This window comes from Kurthia senegalensis (genome assembly GCF_000285595.1).
GTDB lineage: Bacteria > Bacillota > Bacilli > Bacillales_A > Planococcaceae > Kurthia > Kurthia senegalensis.
Genome location: NZ_HE611067.1, coordinates 142,444 through 166,880, shown reverse-complemented (window position 1 = coordinate 166,880; position 24,437 = coordinate 142,444). Strand labels below are relative to the sequence as shown.

27 protein-coding genes are annotated in these 24,437 nt (G+C 39.6%); 18 read left to right on the top strand and 9 right to left on the bottom strand.

Annotated elements, in window-relative coordinates:
• The first annotated feature begins 156 nt into the window (after positions 1 to 156).
• Genes KSHG_RS10540 through KSHG_RS17595 form a run of 4 tightly spaced genes read left to right on the top strand, consistent with a single transcriptional unit; the run spans position 157 to position 3,591 of the window.
• Positions 157 to 780, top strand: a complete 624-nt coding sequence (locus tag KSHG_RS10540; protein WP_010305836.1) for a hypothetical protein — start codon at positions 157 to 159, stop codon at positions 778 to 780.
• Positions 781 to 808: 28 nt separating this feature from the next.
• Positions 809 to 1,231, top strand: a complete 423-nt coding sequence (locus tag KSHG_RS10535; protein ID WP_010305832.1) for a hypothetical protein — start codon at positions 809 to 811, stop codon at positions 1,229 to 1,231.
• A 32-nt stretch (positions 1,232 to 1,263) separates the two neighbouring features.
• Positions 1,264 to 2,385, top strand: a complete 1,122-nt coding sequence (locus tag KSHG_RS10530) for an AAA family ATPase (RefSeq protein ID WP_010305828.1) — start codon at positions 1,264 to 1,266, stop codon at positions 2,383 to 2,385.
• The gene (locus tag KSHG_RS17595) at positions 2,386 to 3,591 is read left to right on the top strand and encodes a vWA domain-containing protein (RefSeq protein ID WP_010305824.1); all 1,206 of its coding nucleotides are present in this window, start codon (positions 2,386 to 2,388) and stop codon (positions 3,589 to 3,591) included.
• A gap of 51 nt (positions 3,592 to 3,642) precedes the next feature.
• Here KSHG_RS17595 and KSHG_RS10520 read toward each other — a convergent pair whose 3' ends face one another.
• Positions 3,643 to 3,879, bottom strand: coding sequence for a hypothetical protein (locus tag KSHG_RS10520; RefSeq protein ID WP_010305821.1), 237 nt, complete (start codon positions 3,877 to 3,879; stop codon positions 3,643 to 3,645).
• Between the two features lie 131 nt (positions 3,880 to 4,010).
• Between KSHG_RS10520 and KSHG_RS10515 the strand changes: the two genes are divergently transcribed.
• The gene (locus KSHG_RS10515) at positions 4,011 to 5,303 is read left to right on the top strand and encodes an arsenic transporter (protein WP_010305817.1); all 1,293 of its coding nucleotides are present in this window, start codon (positions 4,011 to 4,013) and stop codon (positions 5,301 to 5,303) included.
• Between the two features lie 57 nt (positions 5,304 to 5,360).
• On the opposite strand, the gene KSHG_RS18360 is transcribed toward KSHG_RS10515, so the two are convergent.
• The 3 genes from KSHG_RS18360 to KSHG_RS10500 all read right to left on the bottom strand — a co-directional run bounded on the left by KSHG_RS18360 (position 5,361) and on the right by KSHG_RS10500 (position 6,659).
• The gene (locus KSHG_RS18360) at positions 5,361 to 5,522 is read right to left on the bottom strand and encodes a hypothetical protein (protein WP_154646900.1); all 162 of its coding nucleotides are present in this window, start codon (positions 5,520 to 5,522) and stop codon (positions 5,361 to 5,363) included.
• Positions 5,523 to 5,705: 183 nt separating this feature from the next.
• Entirely contained in the window at positions 5,706 to 6,143 is a 438-nt protein-coding gene (locus KSHG_RS10505; protein WP_010305813.1) for a universal stress protein, read from the bottom strand.
• 12 nt (positions 6,144 to 6,155) lie between these two features.
• Positions 6,156 to 6,659 carry a YbaK/EbsC family protein gene (locus tag KSHG_RS10500; protein WP_010305808.1) on the bottom strand — a complete coding sequence of 168 codons (504 nt, stop codon included), beginning with the start codon at positions 6,657 to 6,659 and terminating at the stop codon, positions 6,156 to 6,158.
• 115 nt (positions 6,660 to 6,774) lie between these two features.
• Between KSHG_RS10500 and KSHG_RS10495 the strand changes: the two genes are divergently transcribed.
• The 3 genes from KSHG_RS10495 to KSHG_RS10485 all read left to right on the top strand — a co-directional run bounded on the left by KSHG_RS10495 (position 6,775) and on the right by KSHG_RS10485 (position 10,630).
• Entirely contained in the window at positions 6,775 to 7,284 is a 510-nt protein-coding gene (locus KSHG_RS10495) for a GNAT family N-acetyltransferase (protein ID WP_407635304.1), read from the top strand.
• An 831-nt stretch (positions 7,285 to 8,115) separates the two neighbouring features.
• Complete coding sequence (locus tag KSHG_RS10490) at positions 8,116 to 9,261, top strand: GGDEF domain-containing protein (protein WP_010305802.1); 1,146 nt, start codon at positions 8,116 to 8,118, stop codon at positions 9,259 to 9,261.
• A 100-nt stretch (positions 9,262 to 9,361) separates the two neighbouring features.
• Positions 9,362 to 10,630, top strand: a complete 1,269-nt coding sequence (locus KSHG_RS10485; RefSeq protein WP_010305799.1) for a sigma-54-dependent Fis family transcriptional regulator — start codon at positions 9,362 to 9,364, stop codon at positions 10,628 to 10,630.
• A 92-nt stretch (positions 10,631 to 10,722) separates the two neighbouring features.
• On the opposite strand, the gene KSHG_RS10480 is transcribed toward KSHG_RS10485, so the two are convergent.
• Positions 10,723 to 11,217, bottom strand: coding sequence for a GNAT family N-acetyltransferase (locus tag KSHG_RS10480; RefSeq protein WP_010305795.1), 495 nt, complete (start codon positions 11,215 to 11,217; stop codon positions 10,723 to 10,725).
• Between the two features lie 182 nt (positions 11,218 to 11,399).
• On the opposite strand from KSHG_RS10480, the gene KSHG_RS10475 reads away from it, so the two are divergent.
• A complete protein-coding gene (locus KSHG_RS10475; protein WP_010305791.1) occupies positions 11,400 to 12,095 on the top strand; it encodes a phosphopantothenoylcysteine decarboxylase domain-containing protein in 696 nt (231 codons plus the stop codon).
• Positions 12,096 to 12,194: 99 nt separating this feature from the next.
• Positions 12,195 to 13,589 (top strand): hypothetical protein, encoded by a 1,395-nt coding sequence (locus tag KSHG_RS10470; RefSeq protein ID WP_010305788.1) that lies wholly within the window; start codon positions 12,195 to 12,197, stop codon positions 13,587 to 13,589.
• A 144-nt stretch (positions 13,590 to 13,733) separates the two neighbouring features.
• Here the strand turns inward: KSHG_RS10470 and KSHG_RS10465 are convergent, their stop codons facing one another.
• Together KSHG_RS10465 and KSHG_RS10460 are read right to left on the bottom strand one after the other, a co-directional pair.
• Entirely contained in the window at positions 13,734 to 15,197 is a 1,464-nt protein-coding gene (locus KSHG_RS10465; RefSeq protein ID WP_010305785.1) for an alanine/glycine:cation symporter family protein, read from the bottom strand.
• A 340-nt stretch (positions 15,198 to 15,537) separates the two neighbouring features.
• Positions 15,538 to 16,560: a hypothetical protein gene (locus KSHG_RS10460; RefSeq protein WP_010305782.1), complete on the bottom strand. Its 1,023-nt coding sequence runs from the start codon at positions 16,558 to 16,560 to the stop codon at positions 15,538 to 15,540.
• A 222-nt stretch (positions 16,561 to 16,782) separates the two neighbouring features.
• Here KSHG_RS10460 and KSHG_RS10450 point away from each other — a divergent pair, with 222 nt between their 5' ends.
• From KSHG_RS10450 to KSHG_RS10420, 7 genes are all read left to right on the top strand, one after another.
• Positions 16,783 to 17,349 carry a TetR/AcrR family transcriptional regulator gene (locus KSHG_RS10450; RefSeq protein WP_010305779.1) on the top strand — a complete coding sequence of 189 codons (567 nt, stop codon included), beginning with the start codon at positions 16,783 to 16,785 and terminating at the stop codon, positions 17,347 to 17,349.
• Position 17,350: 1 nt separating this feature from the next.
• Positions 17,351 to 17,677 (top strand): DMT family transporter, encoded by a 327-nt coding sequence (locus KSHG_RS10445; protein ID WP_010305774.1) that lies wholly within the window; start codon positions 17,351 to 17,353, stop codon positions 17,675 to 17,677.
• Positions 17,678 to 17,989 (top strand): DMT family transporter, encoded by a 312-nt coding sequence (locus tag KSHG_RS10440; RefSeq protein ID WP_010305771.1) that lies wholly within the window; start codon positions 17,678 to 17,680, stop codon positions 17,987 to 17,989. It begins immediately after the preceding gene.
• 644 nt (positions 17,990 to 18,633) lie between these two features.
• Positions 18,634 to 19,761, top strand: a complete 1,128-nt coding sequence (locus tag KSHG_RS10435; RefSeq protein ID WP_010305768.1) for a betaine/proline/choline family ABC transporter ATP-binding protein — start codon at positions 18,634 to 18,636, stop codon at positions 19,759 to 19,761.
• Between the two features lie 10 nt (positions 19,762 to 19,771).
• Entirely contained in the window at positions 19,772 to 20,407 is a 636-nt protein-coding gene (locus KSHG_RS10430) for an ABC transporter permease (RefSeq protein ID WP_010305765.1), read from the top strand.
• 13 nt (positions 20,408 to 20,420) lie between these two features.
• The gene (locus tag KSHG_RS10425) at positions 20,421 to 21,329 is read left to right on the top strand and encodes an osmoprotectant ABC transporter substrate-binding protein (protein WP_010305760.1); all 909 of its coding nucleotides are present in this window, start codon (positions 20,421 to 20,423) and stop codon (positions 21,327 to 21,329) included.
• A 2-nt stretch (positions 21,330 to 21,331) separates the two neighbouring features.
• Positions 21,332 to 22,003, top strand: coding sequence for an ABC transporter permease (locus tag KSHG_RS10420; protein ID WP_010305756.1), 672 nt, complete (start codon positions 21,332 to 21,334; stop codon positions 22,001 to 22,003).
• Between the two features lie 80 nt (positions 22,004 to 22,083).
• Here KSHG_RS10420 and KSHG_RS10415 read toward each other — a convergent pair whose 3' ends face one another.
• Together KSHG_RS10415 and KSHG_RS10410 are read right to left on the bottom strand one after the other, a co-directional pair.
• The gene (locus tag KSHG_RS10415; protein WP_010305753.1) at positions 22,084 to 22,440 is read right to left on the bottom strand and encodes a hypothetical protein; all 357 of its coding nucleotides are present in this window, start codon (positions 22,438 to 22,440) and stop codon (positions 22,084 to 22,086) included.
• Positions 22,407 to 23,774, bottom strand: a complete 1,368-nt coding sequence (locus KSHG_RS10410; protein WP_010305750.1) for an MATE family efflux transporter — start codon at positions 23,772 to 23,774, stop codon at positions 22,407 to 22,409. The genes KSHG_RS10415 and KSHG_RS10410 overlap by 34 nt, the downstream gene beginning before the upstream one ends.
• A 100-nt stretch (positions 23,775 to 23,874) precedes the next feature.
• Here KSHG_RS10410 and KSHG_RS10405 point away from each other — a divergent pair, with 100 nt between their 5' ends.
• Positions 23,875 to 24,414 (top strand): 5' nucleotidase, NT5C type, encoded by a 540-nt coding sequence (locus KSHG_RS10405; protein WP_010305746.1) that lies wholly within the window; start codon positions 23,875 to 23,877, stop codon positions 24,412 to 24,414.
• The last annotated feature ends 23 nt before the right edge of the window (positions 24,415 to 24,437 follow it).

Here is a 24,437-nt window from a genome sequence, read left to right as displayed (position 1 = left end):
TTCATCCTATCATAAAATAAGGTGTAGAAATATATGTATTGAAAAAAGGTAAATTGAATTTTTATAATAGAAGATGTGTAAATATAAAAACGTACCAAATGAATACGTTTTGCGGTAAAGTAAAGGTATCTAATCAATGAACGGAAGGACGATTTGATGTATTATTTATGCCGAACAAATAAATATGCAAAGAGCGTACAACAACAAGTAACGCTCGTCAGTGAAAAATTACCGGTGACGTATGTAGAAATCGCGTATGCTGACATTCCGAAGATGATTGCGCAAATTGATCCTCTTTTAATGCATTTCGAAGCGCAATTGCAGCGTAGTAAAAGTAAATTTCAATCGGCTAGTTCTTTACGTGCTGAGTCGTTAAGCGAGCGTAAAAACCTTGGAGGGCTGCAAGCAACGTATGCAAAGTTTGAAAAACAACAAACAGCGGAGAACGCACAGCTTTTATACGAGAAACTCATTGAATTGCTAGAGTTTGCGGCGAAAAATAGGCCGATTCATTTACAAAATGGATGGATGACATTGGCGAGTAGCTTAGTAGAGGAAGACGACGTTCAACGTTTCTTTTCACATTGTTTTGACGTCACACCACACGTTCGCCGCGGCACAATCACGGATAAAATCGGTATGAGTGAGACGATGGTTTCCTTTTATTTTATGGCAACGGACGTGTTGTACAATTTTCCTACTTTACTGCGAAAAAAAAGACGTGCCAAACGTTATACTCAATTTTTCAACGTATGTGCAAAAAAAAGTAACGCGCGGTAAAACGGCGAGTATGGTAGTAAGTCATGCAATGACACGAATCATTGAAGGGCTCGATTATCGACAAACAGGCTTGTTTGCTTTTCGTGCCACACCTTTTGCAACGTGCGAACTAGGTGATTATGCGCTGCCTCTTTTATTCGAACGCCATCGCCTCGTCGTTCGTCCTTTGCGACGTGTTACGCTAATCGAGCGACAGCAAACGAGAAAAGAGATAGACGAAACGAATAGATCGGGGATGGCTCTTTATAAAGAAGTGTGTGAAACGCCATGGATTGTACAACATTTTTCAACGGTACATTCGACAAAAGACGATGCCCGTCATTTGCCTGTACGATTGACACTTCTACACGATCTCCATTCATTTATGGAGACGTATTGTCCACAACTTCCATACGATAAACAACCATTTTATCGTATGTTGGCTCGTGTATTTGCGAGACATACGAAATAAAGAAAGGATGTGTTTGCGCACGTCGCAAGCTTATGAATGACTCACTGCAACAATTATTACGAACAGAACGAGCAATGAATGCCAATTTTATTAATAGACAGCAAGAAATCCATGCCATTTTTCTCGCCTTAATTGCGAAAAGAAATGTCCTTTTCATCGGTCCACCAGGTGTTGCAAAATCAAGCGTGATTCAGCAATTTATCGATCATTTTATAGATGTTCAATCGTTTACCCGCCTTATTTCACCGACGACACAGCCCGATGAATTGTTCGGTTCTGCTAAGTTTGATCGTTTACGCGAAGGGATTATTGAACGACAAATTGAAGGCCATTTACCGACAGCCCATTTTGCTTTTTTAGATGAAATTTTTAAATCGACGTCTGATTTATTGAACGGTCTTTTGAAAATAATGAATGAGCATCAATTTGACAACGGGACAGACGTAATAGAAAGCCCCTTATTTACACTAGTAGGAGCGAGTAATGAGTTTCCAGAAGCTGATGAATTAACCGCTTTATATGACCGATTTTTACTGCGATTGGAAGTGGAAAGTTTAAAAACACCGGCACAGCTCATGGCGATGCTACGTTCTTCACAACAAGTTGACGTACCGAAACTATCGCTGCAACAACTTGCAACTCTTCAGCAACGAGCGAGTCAAATTGACGTACCCGATGCGACGTATGAATGGCTCGTCGACATTCATTTCCGTTTAAAAGAAGCAGGTGTTGTCGTATCAGACCGCCGGACGAAGCAATGTGTGAGCATTTTACAAGCAGAAGCGTTGCTTCAAAATCAGACGTGTGTGAAGAGAGGACACTTCGCTATATTAAAACATTGTTTATGGACGGAAGTGGAAGACCGTCACGTCGTTGATGCTTTGTTGAATGAATACGTTTTGACGCCGCTTGCACAAGCATTTGAAAAAGGACAGCGACTCGTGCAGCGCACTGCAGACCGTGTAGCGACGTATGCGGCAGCGGAAGACTTCGATTTAGTCGAGTATACGACGTACGGAGCGGCGACTTACAATGAGTGGCAACGAATTGTCGAAGAAATAGAAGACTTATGTGGCGGCGACCGCTTAGCGATAGAGAGACTAGATCGTATGCAACTACAAATGGAACAACTTTTATCAAAGGTGCTCGTATAAATGGAACAAAAACAACGAGGAGCGACGCCTTTTGATCGTGTTTGTCAGCAATTTTCGCCATTGCAACAACAAGTCACTCATCCAGTTTACGGGGAATGCGTACGTGACTTGTGGCATCACTTATGGTCGCATCAACCGATTTCTTCCTTTTTGGAACTAGCTGCGTACGAAGAAGTTGCTCAAAAATGTGAGCAAGACATTTTTTGGACGACGCTTACGACGTGGTGTTGTACCGAACAATGGATTCGTACGTTCGGTGAAGAAGAGCAGCCGTTCGCTACACATACAAAAAACGAAGAACGCGTACACGTATTCGAACAGATTTTTCAGCAAATCGCTTTATTAGACGAAGCTGTCGACCATTTTTTACGTGGCATCGGACCGAATGTAGACGGGGGAGACCGGCAACGGGTATCTGTTTACGATCAGTTACGTTTAGCGAAAGCGCTACATGACCGCCCGTCATTAGTCGAAATTGCGACGTGGGCGGCACGCTTTAAAGTAACAGCACGTTTGACGAAAAAAGCGATGAATGTGCCGACGATTTTAAAAAGAGGAATTCGTCTTGGTCATGCGGCAGAGCGTCTCGTACCAGCGGAATATTTAAAGTCAGATGATGCGGATGCGCAACTGGATTTTATGCGACGTCTCAGTGAAGGACGTGCGACGATGTATGATTATAAAATGAAAAAGAAAGAAGCAAAGGGTGCTTTCGTCGTTTGTTTTGATGAAAGTAGTAGTATGCAAGCGCTCGATTTACAAGGGAAAGGATTTCTCGTCGCTTTAATGGCACTCGCTAAAAAAGAAAGAAGAGATTTTATTTTTATTCCATTTAGTGGCGATGTCGGTCATTCTGACGTTCGAGTATTTAAAAAAGGACGTTATACGATTAAAGATTTAGTCGACGTGGCAACGTCTTATATCGGGGGTGGCACGAATTTTGAAGCACCTTTGAAAGAAGCGATGCGGCATCTCGAACAGTCTACGAAAAATGGGCATGTTTTATTTATTACGGACGGTGTTTGTCATATTCCGGAATCATTTATTACGGAATTTAATACGTTGAAACGAAAAAAAGCGTTTGAGCTCGTAACATTGCTCATTGGCTACGACCAACACCCTGGATTATTGCCGGAAATATCAGATGAACTGCGTCACATCGCGCATTTTGAAGATGAAGCGGGATCGATTGCTTTTACGTTATAAAGAAGTATTAAAAAAGCCTGAAGACGGTCGTCGCTTCAGGTTTTTCGTCTGTTAAAAAGAAGTTACGATGCGGTACGTTGAAAACGCAATAAGTGCGACCGCCATGATAAAATAGAGGATACCGTTTCCTTGTGCTTTCTTTCGTTGTTCTAGTGCAAGAATGAAAAAGCAAAATCCGAATAAAATCGTCGTAATCGGTAGAAGTTCGTAGGTTTTCGTAAAAATAATGATTGATGAAAAAAACATCGTCACGAATAATAAAATGAGTTTAAAAAATTGTAAAGGCATGTGATCCTCCTTCATTATGTATTATTTTCCATTATGCAAGAAAAGAAATGAAAAAGACAGTAAAATAGGAGAAGGTTACGGAAGTTCTTTCGAAAAGAACGGCAAGAAGTAGTTTTTATGGAGGCATTAGTTTGAGTACATTTTTAGTAGCTTTCGGTATATTTGTCTGCACGATGATTTTCGTCATTTGGCAACCGAGAGGATTTAATATTGGTTGGACCGCACTTATTGGTGCGAGTGCGACGCTTGCTTTTGGCATCGTTGCTTGGGGCGATGTGTTCAATATTTTAGCGATTACGTGGAATGCGACGCTCGCATTTATTGGCATTATTATCGTCTCGCTTATTTTAGATGAAATTGGCGTATTTGAATGGGCAGCGCTACATATGGCGAAATTAGCAAAAGGGAGTGGCATTCGCCTCTTTATTTTTATTTGTTTACTCGGTGCAGTCGTCTCCGCCTTTTTCGCAAATGACGGAGCGGCACTTATTTTAACGCCCATCGTCATTGCAATCGTACGGCACTTACGTTTTTCAACGGCTATGATTTTACCGTTTGTCGTTGCAAGTGGTTTTATCGCGGATACGACGTCTTTACCGTTTACGATTAGTAACTTAGTGAATATCGTTTCGGCAGATTATTTTTCGATTTCATTTATGGAGTATGCGACGCATATGTTGTTACCGAACGTCGTTTCGATGATCGCAACGATTGTCGTATTGTACGTTTATTTCCGTAAGGAATTGCCAGCGCAGTATGAATTAAAGCAATTAAAAAAACCGTCCGATGCCATTCGTGATTTGGCGCTGTTTAAATGGTCGTGGTGGATGATCGGTATTTTATTTTTAGGCTATACGTTGAGTGAACCGCTTCATATTCCGGTTTCTTTTATTGTACTCGCTGTCGCGTTTTTATTTTTATTTATTACGCGAAACTCAAAACAAGTCGCAACCGTTTCGATTTTAAAACATGCACCGTGGCATATCGTCTTGTTTTCAATCGGTATGTACGTAGTCGTATACGGCATTGGACGTGCAGGCTTGACTGATGTATTAGCGGAAGTCATTTCCTTTTTCACTTCATATGGAGTCGTCAGTGCAACGGTTGGGATGGGTTTCTTGTCGGCCATTTTATCGAGTATTATGAACAACTTACCCGCCGTTATGACGGGGGCACTTGCCATTGCGGAATCAGAAGCGTCGGGTGTCGTGAGAGAAGCACTTATTTATGCGAATGTCATTGGTGCTGATTTAGGACCGAAAATAACGCCAATCGGTTCGCTTGCGACGCTCGTATGGTTACACGTCTTGAAACAACAAGGTATTCGTATTACGTGGGGTGCGTATTTTAAAATGGGGATTCGTTTAACACCACCCATTTTGCTCATTACGTTGCTCGCCCTCGTCACACGTCTTCAATTTTAACGATAGAAAAAAACCCTTATTTGCCAAAGCAAATAAGGGTTTTTTTAAACGAATGTATTAAGCGTGTGCTTTTTTACCGCTTTTTTTAGCAGCTACGTGTTCAGCGATTACTTCATCTTTGTAAGATAAGTAGTTAAGATCAATAGCGTTGAATACGAATAGAGCTAATACAGAAAAAACGGCTACGACCATAAAGATAATAGTAGTAACGATTGCCATTTGAAAAACCTCCAATTCTATATAACTTCATTATACTGTCTTTTCATACGTCTGACTAGATGAATTAAAAAGCGTTACAAAATGTTCAAGTTTTGTATAGGAATTAAATAAAATAGTTGAAATTACGTTTAAAAAAGAGATGAATCGCTTCCTTTTTTCATAAATTGTAGTGTAAAAATCGTATTAAGGTCTGCGAACGACGAGCACGTCACACGGTGCATGGTTCAAAACAGCGGATGTAACGGACCCGACGACGAGGTGATCGAGCCCTCGAACGCTCGTTGCACCTAAAATAATGACGTCTGCGTTTACGTTCGGCGCAATTTTTTTCGTAATGACGGTACGAGGTGAACCGACTTCAATGACGACATCGAATGTGACACCTTGTACATTTTTTTCTTCTATATAAGATTGAATGAGTTGCAAGGCATCTTCGCGTGCACGTTCGATTAATTCACTGTTACTGAGCAAATAGTTGTCAACACTTGCCCATGAACGAGAGTCGACGATGCTTGCGATGTGAATCGTCGCATCGTGCCGATTAGCGACGTCGAGTGCATGGTCTAAAATAAGTGGAGCCATTTCCGAATCGTCTAAACAAACTAAAAGATGTTGATACATAATATTTCCTCCTTATAATGAAGCGTTGATAGTTGTTTCTTCTGTAAGTTGCCAGTTTTTACAAACATGAATCCAAGTCGGCTCGTGACAAAATGTGTGTAGTTCGTCAATCGATAACTCGATGGCGCTATTCGCTGTGCCACAAGCAGGGAATACGGTTTCGAAGCGTTTTAGTGATTCATCTAAATAAATCGCTACATTATCATGAACGCCGAATGGGCAAACGCCACCAATTGCATGACCAATAACTCGTTCTACTTCCGATGGGTGCATCATTCGGGCTTTGACGCCGAAAAACTGTTTGAATCGTTTATTGTCAATTTTCGCATCTCCTGCAGTGACGATGACAATCGGTTGTTCTTGAATGAAAAAAGATAATGTTTTGGCGATGCGCTCTGGTTCACAGCCGAGTGCTTGTGCTGCTTCATCTACTGTAGCAGAACTAGCATCCAAAAGTTGAATGCGGTCGGCTGCTTGAAATGTCGCTAAATCGTTTTGTGCTAATTGTAAACTCAACAAATCATCTCCTTTTATTAGCTATTATACTGAATTGTCTGATATTATAAAAATAAATGGGGTATTTATTTTTTCTTATAGTGGGTAAATAAAAGAAGCACATAAAATGGGAGTGATGAAAGTGGAAATCCGTAAAGCTGTCTTACGAGACGCAGCACAATTATTAGAAGTCATTCAAAATGCAGATGCTTTTGATTCGGTCATTGTCCAACTTGGGGAAGTGGGCTTAACAGTTGAGCGTATTGAAAAGTGGATGAAAGAAAATGAAGAAACGATGACGTTATTTGTCGCTGTGAAAGAGGACCGAATTGTCGGGTACTTAATGGTGCAAAGAGGAAAACTAAAGAGTACGGCACATTGTGGCACGATTGCTATCGGCGTGCATAGCGACGTACGAGGAGAAGGTGTCGGTACCGATTTATTCGAACAAATGCACGACTGGGCACGTAAAGAAAAATTCCATCGCCTCGATATGATGGTGCTAACGAATAATGTAAAAGGGATTTTCTTGTTTAGAAAAATGGGCTATACGATTGAAAGTACGAAGCAAGATGCAATGTTTATTGACGGTCGCTATATAGATGAATATTTGATGGTGCGTTTTATTGATCAAGAAAATGAATAGCTAATAAAAAAAGCCAACATTTGGAACGGACCTAAAAATTTGAGACAATACAAAAAGAACAAGACACTTTCAAGGGTATAGGAACAGACTTAATAAAATGAGCCAAACAAAAACACCTTTCGTGAAAGAATCGGGTATAGAAACCTATTCTGACTAAACAGAGGTGTTTTTTTGTTGGGACAAGCGTTAGCTACCCAGCGGAAATAAAAATGAAGGCGATTGAAATGAGATTGGCTAGTATACCAGTTACACAATATCGTATCGGGAAGGAAGGCTTCAACCAATCTTTTTCAAACGATCGAAACATTACTTAAAGACGTGTTAAAAGCGTTCAAGGTGGCACGTGCAACGTATTATGAAGGGGGTTAATTAAGAAATGATTGCTTATACGACTTATGATAAACAAGACGCTTAAACTACCTTTCTCCAGTACAATACCGAAAAAAGATAGTAAACCAACAATTTGATGGCAACTCCTAATGGAAGAGCATGAGCTTGAAGAGCCGCAACGAACTTGCGAACGAGTAGGATTCTTCTATGCCCTAGGAAAGGGTCCGTCGCATTCTATTCACTATTCTTCTGTTAGAATAGTTCTAGTTCCGACTATTATAGTAGGTTTATCGGTTCAATTTGTCGAAATTCGTATAAAGTTGTTAAAAAAAGGGTACTAAACAATAGTTGTATAAATTAATTGAAAAAATAGCATGCAATTTAAATGATTTAATAGTAAAATAGTAGGAGCGTTCTTTTTTTATAAAAAGACATAAATATATTTAAAATACTTTTTTATAGTTTAGCGAGATTATGTGTATGGAATAGAAGGTGAACTGAGTGAAGGAATTGTTGTTTATTCGTGAGAAGCCTGGAGAAGGATTCTCTGAAAAATTAACGATTGATAACGTTCAACGTTCTAAATTAACGTTATTAATTGTCATATTATTCGAACTGATTATGTTGACGCGAAATATTATTCGTCACGGATTTTCCCTACATATTTACGTTATATTTTATATTGTTTTATTAGTCGTTGCGATGGCTACATATGCTTACGTTCATTATGTTATGAAAAAAAATCCAGAGAAAAGTCGTCATTTGGATCGTGTCATTTTTAGTTTTTATATTTTTGATGTGTTATGGGGCGGTGCTTTGACTGTTCTCGATCAATCTTCATATGGGCAAGTAACAGCATACTTATCTAACGTATTAGTTGGTGTGCTTATGTACCATACGACGATGAAGAAATTTGCTATTATGCAATTTATACCGTTCGCCCTCGTTGTGGCAGGTATTTACATCGTTCAACCAGTGCATAGCGTCTTTATTGCACATGTGATTAATATGGCCATTTACCTCGTGTTTGCAACGATTGGTTCGCGTTTTTTATACAATTATGCGGCGAATAGTTTTACGCAACATCAAAAGCTACTACAATCGAATGAACAATTGGAAGCCGTAAATGAACAGTTGCGTGACATTTCTGAAAGAGATGAATTGACGAATTTACCGAATCGCCGTGGCTTATATCGCTTTATGGATGAGAACTTGAATGGCTCTGGAACGGTGCAAGCCATTTTGCTCGATGTGGATGCATTCAAACAATACAATGATTATTACGGACATTTAGAGGGCGATTCTGTTCTCATGCAAGTTGCAGATGTTTTACGTAAATATACGCGCTCTGAAAATGCGTTCGTCGCACGTTTCGGTGGGGAAGAGTTTATTATTTTACTCATTGATTACGACCAAACACAAGGCTTTTCTGTTGCAGAAAATCTACGTAGAGGGGTCGTCCAACTTCAAATTCCACACTCGAAATCACCGTTCGGTAACGTGATTTCAGCAAGTTGTGGCGTTTCTGCAATACATGAACAACGGGATTTACAAGCGACTAAAATGTTTGCAGAAGCAGATGAAACGTTATACAAAGCAAAAAATAACGGACGCAATAAAGTACAGCCGTATATTTTACAAAGATAATATAAAGCTCGAAGCCTATTCATGCGGTTTCGAGTTTTTTTGTGTATTCAATCATAGTATACTTAAAAGAAAATGCAGCGAAGTAGAGAAGGTGAAGTCCATGGATATGCAAAATAAAATAAAATTGTATGAGTCGTTAATGAATGAATTGGACGAGGGCGTACACGTCGTTGATGCGAAAGGGAAAACGTTGTTATTAAACAAAAAAATGCGTCAGTTAAAAGGTTTATTGCAAGAAGAAATGCAATGGATGAGTAGCGATAGCCTAATTTATCATGTGTTAAAGACAAAGCAACGGATCATGCATCATAAACAAAATGATTGGCTATCGAACGGTCGAGAGTTCGTGACCGTTTCAGATTATTATCCCATTTGCGACAAAAAGACGTTAATTGGTGCAATCGAAATTACGAAAGATGTCACTGAAAACGAGCTGATGGCATTCCAGCCACTGCGCCGTTATGGTAAGGCGTTAACATTTGATATGATTACAGCGATTTCTACTAATATGCAACAAGCGATCACGAGAGCTCGATTGGCTGCAGAACATCGGATGCCGACGTTATTGTATGGAGAATCTGGAACAGGGAAGGACCTCGTTGCAGAAGGGATGTATCACGCATACGAACGAGAAGAAAATCAATATGTCACATTAATTTGCCGCTACGATGATGAAGCATTATTAAATGAACTACAGCTCGTTTTGTCACAACCGAGTGCGACGATTTTTTGCGACCGTTTAGAATATATGCAGTTAGAAAATCAACAGAAGCTCGTCCAGCTACTACGGAAAGAAGGCGCGAAACATCAACTAATTGCCTCTGTTGGTGCAGATCCAATTGAACTCATTCAAGAAGGGAAATTACTGAAAGAATTGTATTATTATTTCGCTTCTGTTTGCATTCACATTCCTGCTCTCCGCGAGAGAAAAGAAGATATTCAACCGTTCGTTACGGATTTTTTACGTCGCTTAAGAGAAAATACAGGTAGCCTTTTAGAGTCGCTTAGCCCGAAAGTGGAAGAAGTTTTTCAACAATACGACTGGCCAGGGAATTTGAAGGAGCTCGAAGTTTTATTAGAAGAAACGGCGATGACGATTCGAAATGAAAAGCAGATTGCGTTTGAGCATTTACCAATCGCGTTCCGTTTTAAAGTGGAAGGCAGTACACAACAACAAGCAGAAAAAGACATGCTAGCTTCTTCTAAAAAGGACATTCGCCCGCTTCAAATTGTTATGGACGAACTCGAGGAATCGTATATTCGTCAAGCGCTGAATTTATTCGATGGCAATGTTTCGCAAACAGCTACAGCGCTCGGCATTAAAAGACAAAGCTTACAATATCGAATGAAAAAATTCCCGACGTTGTAAACGTGTATTTGTCCTAACAATCTATGAATCGTTTTTCTACGACATACCCCCCCTCTCTATTCGGAAAGGGGGGGTATGTTAGTTATGTACCGTTATAATTTTTTCCCTAGAATGATTAAATCACGTTTTACACCGTCTAACTCTGCAACGCCTGGCAGAGAAGCCCATTGTTCAAAATTAAAATGTTTGAACAAATGAAGGCTCGGTAAATTATGACCGAAAATAAAGCCGAGTAAAGTTTCAATCTGGTAGTTCGGACTTTGTTCGAGAACGAATGCAATCGCTTGTTTCCCGATGCCTTTTCCACGTGTTTCAGGAGCTAAATAAATGCTCACTTCGGCCGTTTTTTGATACGCAATACGTCCATAAAAATCTTGTAAGCTAATCCAGCCAACGATTTCATTCTGTTGTTCAATGACCCAAAGTGGTCGACGTTTTGGGTCGTGTGCGTGAAACCACGGTGTTCGCTCTTCTACGGAAACCTCTTCTAAATCAGCTGTGACCATACGGCTTGCAATGGTTGTGTTGTAAATGGCAACGATGCGTTCCAAATCAGCGAGCGTTGCAATACGGTACGTTAATGTCATGTGAATACCCCCTTTTTCTTTTAGCATACCATAGGGAAAGCCCGTTCGCCTACGTAGGGTTTACTTGAAATCGACATACGTATTAGTTTACGAGAAGTGTAGGCAACTTAAATAAAATGAAAGTTAAAAAGAGGTTCTTTCATGTATACTTAACGTAATAGAAAAACGTAGAGGTGAGAACGATGAAAAAAGATTTACGAGGCAAAACAATATTAATTACAAGTGGTGGTACGCTTGAAAAATGGGATCGTGTACGAGGACATACGAATATGGCGACGGGGACAATGGGAACGTATTTAGCGGAAGAAGCATTACAGCGCGGGGCGACCGTTATTTATTTGAATGGCTATTTTGCTAAAAAACCGAAACATACCGAACAACTGCTACTCGTGACGTTTGAAGGAATTGAAGATTTAGGAGCGAAAATTAAACATTTTGTGACGACAGAAAAAATAGATGCCGTCATTATGGCAGCGGCAGGTAGCGACTGGCTCGTCGATGAAATATTAGATCAGCAAGGACGACCGATGCACGCTTCTGGTAAACTATCGAGCGACGAACCACCAATTATTAAATTCAAAAAAGCGCCGAAAATCTTACCTCAAATAAAAGGGTGGAATGAAGAAGTGACACTCGTTGGCTTTAAGTTAGAAGATGCGACAGAAGCACAATTAATTGAGCGTGCGAAAAATCGTATGAAAACGTCTAAAGCGACGTTTATGGTCGCAAATCAATCGCGCTCCCTCTATACGACCGATGTCGATCATTACATCATTAAAGAAGATGGTACGTTCCAACTGTATGGCGGTAAAAAGGCCGCAGCCGCAGGAATTATGGAAACGTTAGCGGATCATTTTCAACTCGTTGCACATTCATAATACAGATGAACACTTTTTATGCAAAAAACGTAAAAAGTGTTTTTTTTAATTCATATTATTCATGTTGTTGCCGTATACTGAACGTAAGGAGAGATGCACGTGAAAAAATTCATCGTACTGCTCGCTGCAACAATCGTACTTGCGAGTTGCTCGAGTAAAGAATCGACACAAACATCGACGGAAAACGTCACAAAGGCCGAAACATCCGTCGAACTTAAATTGACGTCTGAAGAAAAAGAAAAAATAGCGGCTGTCTTAGCGTCACGTCTTGCGGGACGTCCCCTACTTCGAGATACAGATGCTTATTCAGGACTTATGTATGTCCAACTGTTAAACCTTAACGATACGAAACAAGAAGAACTATATTTATTGTATAAAACAGCAAAAGGATACGAAGAAGAAGTGTTAGGAATGAAAGACGGGGAAGTCGCGTCACTCTATAGCGGCACGTTAGACTCGGCAAAAGCCCAACGGTCCATCGTGATGCGGAATGATCACTATTTTTTAGCATCGACAATCGAATACGATAAAGATGATTATACGATGCGAAAAGCGGCATATTATCACGTCGGCACGAATAAAAAATTAGTAGTAGATGAAGGAGTATTTTTACAAACAGTGACAGGTAGTCAAACGCTGACGAATAAAAGCAAAAATCTCGTAACGAAAGAACAACCGACTGTCCAACAATATCAAGAGATGGTGCATTCGTATAAAGTGAAACAGAAGGTCGTTGCAAACGATGCGGGCACGTTGACGATGAACATTCCTTACATAGAAGCAAAAAATACGTTAAATGATGTGTATCGTAAACTCATACGAAAAAATTATGTCGTGACGAATCCAGTAGACCCGATTTCAGACGAAGAACGGGTTGATTTACAAGCGCGAATTGCGGCACTCTCTTTATTTCATAAAGATCGTCAATTTGGCAACTTAACGAACAAAGAACTTTCTGAATTTGTCGCAAAAGATGTTGTTCACGGGGCTTTACGCTTTTTTGACACGTCATTTACAGAAGTGACAGAGTCTACTAAATCATTAGGTGGCTACAAATATGTTGGATACAATCGGACAGATTTAGACGCTTACATGAAAAAATTATTTAATCAAACACCGACGTACGAAGATGTGAAGTTCGAAAATTCTCAATTACCGTATGATTTAATTGCGACGAAACAATACATTTATTTACCACAACTGAAAAGCATCCCGAAAGCAAGCATTCCGGTCATTCAACAACTGAGTTTATTACAAAATGATCAGTTGTACGTAGAGCTTGACTTCGTTGAATTACATAATAATCCGAATGGCTTTACAGAAGATACATTTTTTACACCTGTGAAAAATTGGTCAGATGAAATGCGTCAAGCGATTCAATATAGCCAACCGAAAAAAGGGTATGCTATCGTGAAAAAAGTGGACGGGGCATATGTGATTCAGCAATTAATATTTAATAAAGTGCTCGATTTTCAAACACAGTTACAACAATAAGTCGTGAATACGATAAAAAAAGAACAATTCCGAAGGCTTATGATTTTGGAAATGTTCTTTTTTGATACGTCAATCAGTTGTTTTTTACGAAAATAAAACCACCTTCTTTCGGAAGTGTACCGAAAAAAGGTGGTTAGTTAGCATTTATTGACCGAGATCTTTATTTTTCTTCACCCAATAGTCAGCATTTTTAATGCCTAACTTAACGGGGTCAAATACAGGGTCTTTTCCTGCTTTTTTCTGTTCTTCATAATCTCGAAGCGCAATGAGCGACGGTTTCACGAGGAAGAGTAAGGAAATCACGTTTACCCAAACCATTAAACCGAGCCCGATATCGCCAAGCGTCCATGCTGCTTCGGATGTTTTAATTGAACCGTAAAACAGTCCGAGTAAGAACACGACTTGCATGACGCGAATCGAAATTTTTAGTTTGCCACCTTCTAAGAAGTAGGCTAAATTCGTTTCAGCGATGTAATAGTAAGCCATAATCGTTGTGAAAGCGAAGAAGAACAGCGCAATTGCAACGAATCCGGAACCGAATCCAGCAAGCGGGAAGGCATGTTCCAATGCCGCTTGTGTAAACGGTGTACCAGCTTCTACGCCTGGCACGTTCTCGACGATAAATTGACCTGCTTTATCGCCACTTTCATATTGAACGTTGTACTGACCAGTGAAAAGGACGATGAAAGCCGTTGCCGTACATACTAAGAACGTATCGAAGTAGATTGAGAATGCTTGCACTAATCCTTGTTTCACTGGGTGAGAAACTTCTGCTGCTGCCGCATGGTGAGGACCTGTACCTTGACCAGCTTCATTGGCATAAATGCCTCGTTTAACACCCCAAGCAATCGCAGCACCTAAAATACCACTAAACATTTCATTTGCACCGAAAGCGCTTGAGAAAATAAGACCGAATACAGTTGGAATTTCTTTAAAATTCATAACGATAATAATAAGTGCGACTAAGATGTAAAGACCTGCCATGAATGGTACGATGATGGAAGCCGCTGTCGCGATACGCTTCACACCGCCTACGATAATGACACCGATTAAAAGAACGAGCAGTACACCAGATACCCATGCTGGAATACCGAAAGCGTTATCCATTGCACCAGAAATCGCATTGGATTGCACAGTCGGCATTAAGATCGCCATCGCGACTACGCCAACGATGGCGAAAATCATACCGAGCCATTTTTTACCTGAAAATTTGTGTATGTAGTAAGCAGGACCCCCACGGAATACACCATCTTTTTCTTCTTTGTAAATTTGAGCGAGTGTAGACTCTACATAAGCGGTTGCAGCACCGATAAATCCAAGTACCCACATCCAGAAAATAGCACCCGGTCCACCGAACGCAATTGCTGTTGCCGTACCTGCGATGTTACCGACACCGATACGACCTGATAATGCCATTGCCATCGCTTCAAAAGAAGAAACACCGGCTGATGATTTCTCACCTTTCGATAGCTGAACAAACATATCTTTGAAAAAGCGGACTTGCATGAAACGCGTCATGAACGTAAAAATAAGACCGACGATTAAAATACCGTAAATCATCACGGGGCTCCATAACGAATCGTTAATTTTCGTTAAAAAATCTTCCATTCAATCACCTCTTTTAATTTAACTATAAATTTATTATATTCTGACAATTAAAAACATTCAATGCTATTTTAAGCAACAAATGGTATTTCAATGTGTGTATTCAATATATTAAGAGGCGTGAACCGTTGATAAATATAGAAAAAAGCCAATATATTTGGTCGTAAAAAATATAGATTTTTTCATTTAAAACGTAAATAATTTCTGTTTGATGTATAAAAATATCTATTTATTGATGCGTGTAATAGATTAAAACAAGCTTTCTTAGAGATGGGTTTCGAGAAGATTAGCTCATCTTTCATCTGTTTGCATAAAAAAACGCATGATGTCATCATACGTTTGATTAAATGTAATCGATATACAATCGTTGAATAGTTTCTGTCGCGTGTTTAATGAAAAGATGATATTCCACGTTATTAAATAAATCAAAATACGGATCATCCATCGTTTGGTCTTTAAATGTCGGAACATGCTCCATCGATTCAGTCGGTAAAAATGTCCAGTAGACGAATTCATTATCATAAAAAGGTTCATCAATATGGGGTAAGAAACGATTCACATCTTTCATAGAAATCGGTTTCGTCGGGATAAAGCCTGCATAAAGACGGTCGTCGAGTTCAATGCGGAAAAGTAAATCTACATCTTCATAAATGTTTTTACGAAACATATACGTTAAACCTGGTTTTGAAGAGTCGCGTGATTCATAATAACGATCGATTTTATGCGGCGCTAAATAGTCTTTCTCATCGAGAATCCGCTTCATTGGAATTTGTCGGTCCAAGTCTTCGAAAATTTTGTGGAGTAAAGCTGTTTTACTGTCTTGCAATGTTTGCGCGACCATGAATGCGCTTTTCATCATTTCAGGTGATGAATTAATCGTTTCTTTCAATTCCATTTGAGATGTCTCCTCTAACTGATTCGTCATATCACGAATGAAGTATAAAAATTGTTTTAATGCATGACTTAAAGCATTTTTTCGATTAATGGACGGTGTATACAAGGCAGCGGTGATGAAGGACATGAGATGGTTACGCATCGAAAGAGAAATGATGGGATACGTTTGTTCTTTTGGGCTAATACCGTGTTTACTTACATAATAAATCGGTCCATTAGACGTTAAAGGTAGTGCGATTTCTTCTTCTAATTCAAAAACGAATGGGAATGCTTCTTCTCCTATATGAATTGTAAAATCAAAAGGATGAGATGCGGCGTGTTTGTGTAGAAACACGGCACCGCAGCTTTCCCGTTGTAAAACGTGTTCGATAAATAAGTTTAAAAATAAATGATCGACACCGTGCTTCCCGTTTGGATCGAGAAGATTCGTTAAAAACTGAATGAATAAAGTCGATTGTTTTTCTACGTTCAACAAAGAAAAACGTTAAAGTCATCGCCCGTTTGATGCATGAATAACGTACTTTTTTGACGAAGATTCGTCGTTTGTTGAAGCAGCATATGCTGTAATAAAAGTTGTTGGTCCATGACAGTGTCCCTCCATATACGGTTAATTATAGCAAATTACTTTACAGTGAAATAGTCGCGTGTTATGATTTATTTTATAAACTGACGAACGTTCGTAAGGAGGAAGAAGATGAAAAAAGAACAATTAATGATTGCAGCAGTAGAGCAATTTGCTCAATTTGGTTATGAAGGAACGTCGATGGCAATGATTGCCGAAGCAGTAGGCATAAAAAAACAATCGATTTATTCCCATTTTAAAAATAAAGATGATTTATTTTTAGCGGTATGTAAGCAATGTGCAACGGAAGAATTGGCATTTGGACGACATGAAATAGGCTTAATGAAGCAAGACCCGAAGCAACTTTTAGTAGCCTACATGGAGCGATTTCAACAAAATGAAGCAAGTCGTTTTTGGTTGCGTATGATGTTCTTCCCACCGCAACATTTAGAAGAAGAGTTATTAAATATGGTCGAGCAGTATATCGATTCATTAGAACAAGAGGCAACGGATTATTTTATTCATTCGGATGCTGTAACGAAAAAAATTGTTCCAGCACAAATCGCAAAAGCTTATTTAGCTTTATTAGATAGTATATTCGTTGAATTATTGTACGGAAATGAACGTAGAGCGACGACGCGTCTAGAAGCAAGTTTTGTTATTTTTATGCGTGGTATTCAAAAGAAGGAGGAAGTGTAAAATGAAAAACTGGTTGTTTGTCATTGGCGCTGGAATCATTGAGATTTTATGGGTATTTGGCTTGAAGCAGTCAACGTCTGTTTTGGAATGGGGAGGAACGATCGTGTTAATTATTCTTTCTTTTTATTTAGTCATGCACGCATCGAAAAATTTACCAGTAGCGACTGTGTATGCCGTCTTTACAGGAATTGGTACAGCTGGAACGGTAACGGTCGGCATGTTGTTTTTAGACGAACCGTTTAGCTGGTTGAAAATAATGTTTATTTTCTTATTACTAGTCGGTGTTTTAGGATTAAAACTCGTAACGGGTGAAAAGGAGGCGGCATAGATGGCTTGGATTGCATTAATTAGTGCAGGGATTTTTGAAGTGTTCGGTGTTATGGGATTGAATATGATGGCACGACGTAATATGAAAGGGCTCATTTGGATCATCCTCGGTTTCGGTTGTAGTTTCACATTATTAAAAATTGCGATGGAAACATTACCACTCGGAATGAGTTATGCGATTTGGACAGGAATCGGTACAGTCGGAGCTGCATTAATTGGCATGGTGTTTTACGGAGAATCGAAAAGTGCGATTCGCTTATTCTTCATGACACTAATCGTCGTTTCCGTTATCGGTTTAAAATTAGTCGTGTAAAGCATGAGATGTATCTCATGCTTTTTTTGTGTAAAAATTTGTAATTTTTAATTTTTCGGAATCACAATTAGTATTTCATAAACAAGTTGCCGTATGTTAGAAAATGGGGAGTGGAGTAGAGAAAGTGGCCAACTTCTCTGTAATTATTGTGAACGCTTCTAAAATATTCTACGGTAAAAAACATAACATTAAAATGATTGGATTTTATGAAGTATTATTATCCGAGTAAATTCAAACATTCATATAAAAACCGCGTTACATTAAAAAGGCAGGCATCGATTCAAAATGGTGTCTGTTTTTTTGTTGTTTTAGCAGAAAAACTTTGTTTTAACGGGTTTTTTTAATAGGACATATAGATATTTTTATAAAGGTTACGAGGCAGTGAATCTGCATGATGTAAGAACGTCAAATACAAACGGTGATTTTGATATGTCAGAAAGCTTCTGAAAACCCAAGTAGACGGTACTTCAAGCACTTGAGAAAAATAAAAATAAGCCTGAATATAATGGAGGTCTTGTCGTTCATTTACGTACTAGAATGCGCTTGAAAAAAGCAAGACGAAAGAAGCAGAAACGCGTCAAATAAGGGAATAAGGTTATATTTCCCAAAAACAGGGTATAAATAATATAGAGAGGAGAGATTATATGCTAAAAATAGAACATTTATCGAAAGTGTATCGCGGAGGTAAAAAAGCGGTAGATGATATGAACATTGAAATTGAAAAAGGCGAATTTGTCGTCTTTATCGGTACGAGTGGGAGCGGTAAGACGACGGCACTACGTATGATTAATCGGATGATTGAACCGACCAGTGGTGTTATTTCATTAGACGGCGAAAATTTAATGAAGAAAAATCCAGTTGCTTTGCGACGCTCAATCGGGTATGTTATCCAACAAATCGGTTTAATGCCCCACATGACCATCCGTGAAAACATTACGCTCGTCCCCAAGTTATTAAAATGGTCAAAAGATAAGAAAGACGATAAGGCGAACCAACTCATTAACCTCGTTGACTTACCACACAACTATTTAGACCTTTACCCATCTCAATTATCAGGAGGACAACAACAACGAATCGGTGTGTTACGTGCTTTAGCAGCAGACCAAGACATCATTTTAATGGATGAACCGTTCGGTGCATTGGATCCGATTACGCGTGATACGTTACAAGACTTAATGAAAGACTTGCAACAACGTCTCGGAAAAACTGTCGTTTTCGTTACGCATGATATGGACGAGGCGATTAAGTTAGCTGACCGTATTTGCATTATGCATAACGGACAAGTCGTGCAATACGATACGCCAGACAATATTTTAGCAGCACCGGCAAACGAATTTGTACGTGAATTTATCGGAAGTCATCGCCTTATTCAAACGAAACCAAGTGCGAAGCTAGTAGATGATGTCATGATTAAACCAGCGACGATTTCACTTGAGCGTGATTTAGAGGAAGCTATTTTAGTGATGGTGAAAAAACGTGTTGATACGTTATTTGTTGTCGATAGTAAGGAACGACTGAAAGGAATGGTTACGATTGAAGATATTACGCCAAATCGTGATGGTCAGTCAACGGTTTCAGATGTGATGCATAAAGATATATATGCCGTACATACAGGAACGAAATTGCAAGACTCTGTTCGACGTATATTACGTCGTAATTTAAGCAATATCCCAGTAATTGATCACGAACAACATCTCGTAGGACTCGTAACGCGCGCGAATATTGTTGACATCGTATACGATACAATCTGGGGAGAAGAAGTAGCAGAATAGGAGGGTTTCCATGATTGAATTCATTCAAGCAAATGCGGGTGAAATGGTTACGAAAACGTGGGAACATCTCTACATTTCATTGATTGCATTAGCATTAGGTATAGTAGTAGCCGTTCCAATCGGCATTTTATTATCAAAGACAAAAAAAGTCGCAAAAATCGTGTTAGCGATTACGAGCGTATTGCAAACATTGCCATCGCTTGCGATTTTAGCATTAATGATTCCATTTTTAGGTGTCGGGGTTATTCCAGCTATTATTGCGCTGTTTATTTATACGTTATTACCAATTTTAAACAACACATTTTTAGGTATGCGTTCGGTCAATGCTAATTTAGTAGCGGCCGGCACGAGTATGGGAATGACAAAATGGCAAACAATTTATATGGTAGAATTTCCACTCGCAATTCCTGTTATTATGGCAGGTATTCGACTTTCTGCTGTATATGCCATCTCTTGGGCAACACTTGCATCATTCATTGGAGCAGGCGGACTCGGGGACTTTATTTTTAACGGTTTAAACTTATATCAAACTGACTATATCGTCACAGGGGCTGTTCTCGTAACGATTTTAGCATTGCTCGTTGATTTTATTTTAAGCCGAGTTGAAAAATGGGTGACACCAAAAGGCTTGCGTGTCGAACGATAAGGAGGAAGGAACTATGAAAAAGCTAGCATTACTCGCTTGTAGTGTCCTACTTATCTTAGCTGGATGCTCAGGCAAAAATGCGGTAGAAGAAGGCGAAGAAATTTCAATTGCTTCTGCAGCGACAACAGAAAGTGCCATTACCGCTTACATCGTTAAGGGAATGATTGAGCACTACAACGATCAAGACGTCAAAATGATTAACAATTTAGGAACTGGTGTGACGTTACACCAAGCGATGGTGAACGGAGATGCGAATATTTCTACGGCACGTTACACAGGGACAGATTTAATCGGTGTTTTACAAGAAGATCCGATGAAAGATCCTAAAAAAGTAACAGAAAAAGTACAAAGATTAATGAGCGAACGTTTCCAACAACATTATTTTAATTCATACGGTTTTGAAAATACGTATGCATTTATGGTAACGGAAGAAACGGCTAAAAAATATAACTTGAAAAAAGTAAGTGATTTGAAAAAAATAGCAGATGAAGTCAAAGTCGGAATCGATACGTCTTGGATGACGCGTGAAGGTGACGGGTATAAGGCGTTTGCGAAAGAGTATGGATTTAAATTTGCAGATATTTTCCCAATGCAAATTGGACTCGTTTACGATGCGTTAGCAGCAGGGAAGATGGACGTCATTTTAGGATACACAACAGATGGACGAATTAGCAGTTATAATTTAGTCACATTACAAGATGATCGCCAATTTTTCCCTCCATATGATGCGACGTTAATCGCAACAGAAGCGTTACTAAAAGCGCAACCAGATGTGAAAGAAACACTCGATAAACTACAAGGTAAAATTTCAACAGAACAAATGCAAAAATTAAACTATGAAGCGGATAACGACTTAATTGAGCCAGCAATTGTCGCAGAACGTTTTTTAGAAGACAATAATTATTTCGAAGGAGGGAAATAGAAATGAAAGACATGAATACATTTGAACAATTTTTCTATTACCTCTCAGAAAATGGCGTTTACGTATTAAGTCAATTTTTCCAACATTTCTTAACGTCTATTTATGGCGTACTTTTAGCAGCGTTAATCGGGATTCCAATCGGTATTTTAATTGCGAAGTATTATAAAATTTCAAACATCGTCATTTCAATTGCCAACATTATTCAAACGATTCCTGCACTGGCGATGTTAGCGATTTTAATGCTCGGTATGGGCTTAGGTAGACCAACTGTTATCGTAGCGGTCTTTTTATACTCCTTACTGCCAATTATTAAAAACACGTACACAGGTATTATGAATATTAACCGAGATTTAATTGATGCTGGGAAAGGGATGGGCATGACGCGAAGCCAAGTACTTCGTATGATTGAGCTCCCACTTTCCCTATCCGTCATTATTGGCGGTATTCGTATTGCGCTCGTTGTAGCCATTGGTGTAACGGCAATTGGTGCATTTATCGGTGCGGGTGGGCTCGGAGATATTATTATTCGAGGAACAAATGCGACGAACGGGACAGCAATTATTTTAGCTGGGGCAATCCCAACCGCATTAATGGCCGTACTTGCCGATATTGTCCTATCATTAATCGAACGAAAACTGGATCCGATGAAACGACAACAAAAACGTACCGCTTAAAAGATGTAAGATGCGGTCACATAAAAAGGCATCTCCTTCGCTCAAACGATGAGCGAAAGGGATGCCTTTTTTATAAGATTTTACACGTACGGTGTAAACGGTTCGATGTTCATTTTAAATTGTAGTTGCTTCAATTGTTCATCGGTTAAACCGAAAAAGTCTTCTGCTTTTGGATCGAGGGCACTAATAATGAAAGAACCGAAAATTTTCATACCGAAACGGTCTTCATCTGAAGAAAGGCGGAAAGCGAAGCCTTCTTGATCGTATTGTGCACGTTCATCGCAAAATAACACGACGTTAGGGACGATTTCATGTAAGCCGACAGGAACGAGTTTCGATTGTTCTAATTGTAGTTGCTCGAGTGCCCATTCAAAATCGAGTGCGCCTTCTTTTTCGAGGACATCTACTTGGGAACTTGTCGCGATAATGTAGTACATGCTTGTTCCTCCTTTTGTATTTTTCGTTTGAATTGATACCATAAAATAAGAGAGCGGATGTATAAATCGATTAAAAGCGCAAACCAAACACCGGCGATGCCTAAATCAAAGTGGATGCCGAGAGTGTATACACCGATAATACGTAACCCCCACATGCCAATTGCGGTCGTAAACATCGGTGTTTTCGTATCGCCAAGACCTTGAAGTGCCGCAGCCATCACGAATGTAATGGCGACAGCTGGTTGTGCAAAAGCATCGATGCGCAGCGCTGTAACGATTTGTGCGATGACGGTCGGATCGTTCGTAAACCAAGCGGCAACGAAGGGACAAACGATGTACATCATCAATCCAATGACGGACATGACGATAATCGTGATGACTGTTGAAATGACACCGTATTCATACGCTTCCCGAATTCTCTTCGCACCAATTGCGAGACCGACAAATGTTGTAGCAACGACTGCCATGCCGTAGCCAGGCATGAACGTAAACGCTTCGATATTTTCAGCAATCATATGTGCGGCATACGTTGCTGCACCGATTTTCAAAATAAGACCGAAATAGACGACTTGACCGACACGCATAATTAAACGCTCAATCGCCGCAGGAATCGATAAGCTCGTTAACTGCTTCATAGAGCGAAGCGATAGTGGTTGTTTCCACGTAATACGTAGTACAGAGCGCTGTACAGCACGGTATAAAATAACGGTGTGCATCATACGTAAAAGAAGTGTTGCATAAGCAGCACCGGCTACACCAAAGTCGAGTAGTAAAATGAAAACGTAATCGAGACCGATATGCACGATGTTTAGAACGAAGCTAATTTTAAGTGGCGTCATCGTGTCACCTGTCGCGCGAATAATCGTTGCCAGGACGAGTGGCAACCCAATGAAGAGGGCAGGAATTCCGACGATGCGTAAATACGTAGCACCGATCGTATGGATTGCTGGAGATGCGCCTAAAAATTGGAGCAATTGTTCTGCGAAAAAGGCATTGAATGCAGTGAAAAGAAAACTACAGGCGATGCATAAAAAAATTGCTTTTTTCGCTGTTGCACTCGCTTGTTGAACGTCATGGCTGCCGAGTTGTCTAGCGATGAGCGACGTGGCACCGACACCAATTGCTAAAAAAATCGCCATATAAATCGCGATGATGGCATTTGCTAGACTGACGGCCGTTACCGCATCTAAGCTCACTTTCGAAACGAAGAGTGTGTCGACGAAGCCGACGAGTGTTTGCAAAATATTTTCGAACATTGCAGGAATACCTAATAGTAAAATGGCATGTATTTTTTTCTTGCGTGTATTTAATAACTCTAACTGTATTTTTTTCATAGTGTCAGTCCTTTATTCAACCGTAGTATAGCATATTTAGTTGCTCTTTTCGTCAACTATCGCTACAGTAGGAAGAGAGACTAAAGGAGATGATTGACGAATGAAACGAATTGCTATTGATATGGACCAAGTAATGGCGGATTTAATTGCTAAATTTCTAACGACATTTAATGCGCAATACGGTACGCATTATACGAAAGATGATTTACGTGATAAACGATTACCAGAACTCGACGCACATGCACCAGAGGCACTTGCGCGTTATTATAACGATCCGACTTTTTTCAGAGATTTACCATTGTTTGAAGGCGCTATGGAAACGATTGCGCGTTTAGGTGAGCATTATGAAATTTTCATTGCGACGGCAGCGATGGACGTGCCATCTTCTTTTCAAGCGAAATTTGAATGGCTGCAAGAGCATTTTCCAGCTATTCCGAAACATCATTACGTTTTTTGTGGCGATAAAAGTGTCGTTCATGCCGATTATTTAATCGATGATACCGAATTACAACTGACACGTTTTACAGGAACAGGTGTCATGTTTGCTGCGCCACATAATGAAAGTTCTACATTCCCGCTTCGACTTCAAAACTGGGCAGAAGTCGAACGTTATTTTATGAATGAATTAGAAAAGAATTAAAAAAATCCTCGCATAGGAAGTTG